At 63.7% G+C, this 1,785-nt stretch carries 3 protein-coding genes; 2 read left to right on the plus strand and 1 reads right to left on the minus strand.

Going from position 1 to position 1,785, the window contains the following annotated elements; translation table 11 throughout:
• A partial coding sequence (locus FV242_RS33745; RefSeq protein WP_147942006.1) for a helix-turn-helix domain-containing protein occupies positions 1-690 on the minus strand: 690 nt, incomplete at its 3' end.
• Positions 691-1,152: 462 nt separating this feature from the next.
• Here FV242_RS33745 and FV242_RS33750 point away from each other — a divergent pair.
• Together FV242_RS33750 and FV242_RS33755 are read left to right on the plus strand one after the other, a co-directional pair.
• A complete protein-coding gene (locus tag FV242_RS33750) occupies positions 1,153-1,416 on the plus strand; it encodes a hypothetical protein (protein ID WP_147942007.1) in 264 nt (87 codons plus the stop codon).
• Positions 1,417-1,517: 101 nt separating this feature from the next.
• The gene (locus FV242_RS33755; RefSeq protein ID WP_147942008.1) at positions 1,518-1,697 is read left to right on the plus strand and encodes a hypothetical protein; all 180 of its coding nucleotides are present in this window, start codon (positions 1,518-1,520) and stop codon (positions 1,695-1,697) included.
• Positions 1,698-1,785: the final 88 nt, after the last annotated feature.

Below are 1,785 nucleotides of genomic sequence, written 5' to 3' on the forward strand. Positions count from 1 at the left end.
CGTGCGGTTCGCGGATTTGCACCCTCCCCCCTGTGCCGGCGAGGCGAAGGCGGACGATCCAAGTTTAGATAGCGGGTCTGGGGTCCGCGCCAGCCGCAGCCAAGCCGTCCACTCGGGCGAGATGATGCGGACGATGTTGGTGTCGTTGCGGAAGCCGGTGATCTGGCGCTCCTCCACCGTGAGCAGCCCGAGCTTCCGGGCTTCGCGGATCGCGTTGCGGACCGTGGTCTCGGCCACGCCCGTGACGGCAGCGAGGTTCGGCACCGACAAGCGGCAATCCTTTCGGCGGACCACCTCCGCCGCCACGAGGGCAAGAACAGCCTGCTCGGCCAGCGTGAACTGGGCCGCTAGCCGTGGTGGAAGGCGTCCGGAGGCCGCCCAGCGGCGACGGCGCTCCATCGAGGCGTCTGTACGCGGGCGCGAGCCCACGGCCCTTCTGAGGCTTCCTACGCGATTCCGGGCAATACCACTTGAGGTCGCCGGATCGGACGAGAGCGCGTCCGTGCCGGTCATAGCCAATGTACGGGCTTTTGGCAGATGCAGCGCCTCGATCAGCCCAGATAGCTCCTCCGCCTCCGCCTCCGTCACCCTCCCCTCGCTGTAGGCGCGCCAGAGCGCAGACGTGACGGCCGGTAACGCGGCGCGCGTGGCCCCCTCCGCCTGTCGGCGGATCTCATCGGCATAGTTCATTGAACCCGGTCCCTCACGGGCCGCGGCTAGGGTCCAGGCAAAGCCTTCCCGTTGACGGAAACGAGTTCCGTCTTGACACCCCGGGGGGTCTCATGGCTTGTGAGGAGTAGCTAGCCGGCCTCACAGGCCCTCGGTTTTTTCAGCAGCCTCTTCCTTGCCGGGAAGGGGCTGTTGGCTTTTCAGGGTCTATCTCGCGGCTGCAGTCTCCTGAATTGCCGGCTCTCGACTCGCCAAGGCGGGTCCGGCCGGAACAGCCCATGTCGACTGGCAGCAGCACCTAAGTCAACGCTGGAAGCTCTCGGCGACGCCGCATTGAGCAGCGTGAGGGAGGGCGTGCATGCGTTATGCGCGACGCCGACGACTATGCCGACACTCGCCTCTTTCTGTTTTGCCACTCGGGCGCTGCCAGCTGGCAACCACCTCAAATCCTGACGCAGGATAAGGTTGAAGGGGATGGCGCCGATGGATCGTTCTGATTTTCGCGTCGGTGGAGAGTTCATCTGTTCCGGCAGACGCTATCGCTGCACTGACATCGGCTCGCGCACCGTTCTCGCCATTCAAGTCGATGAGGCGACGATCGCGACCAAAAAGGCCGGAGAGCCAGTCACGACGCGCACGATCTCCGGCCAGGAAGCTCAAGCTATCGGCTGGTTCGACGGACCGCCCTATGGTGTGATCGAGCACGTGTTCGACGAGAACGATCAGGCGGTTTGTGAGCCGCTGTGATGTCGCATCCAGCGGCCTGACCCAACGCTCACATCTGTGCTTCGCTTATCGGCCGGCCATAAGGTTTCGAAATGACAGAATGCGTAGGGATCCGATTTGCGGTGAAGAGGCACGCGGGCGGGGAACCATGGATCGCGCTTGAAGGCGCGGACGCAGTCACTGCGCTCGCGCGCACCGTACTCGGTTTAAAACTGATCCCTGGTGCCACCATCGAAGAAGCCGAGCGGATCGCCAAGGAACTTCAGGCGCAGGTAAGCGGGCTCACCTATGCTCGACGTTGAAAGCAGACTTCTCGCCTTACATGTCCCATCGGCCCATCATGGCATGTCGGCCGGGCGGCACAGTTAAGTCAACGGAGGGGAATGATCA

Source organism: Methylobacterium sp. WL64, from assembly GCF_008039945.1.
Lineage (GTDB): Bacteria > Pseudomonadota > Alphaproteobacteria > Rhizobiales > Beijerinckiaceae > Methylobacterium.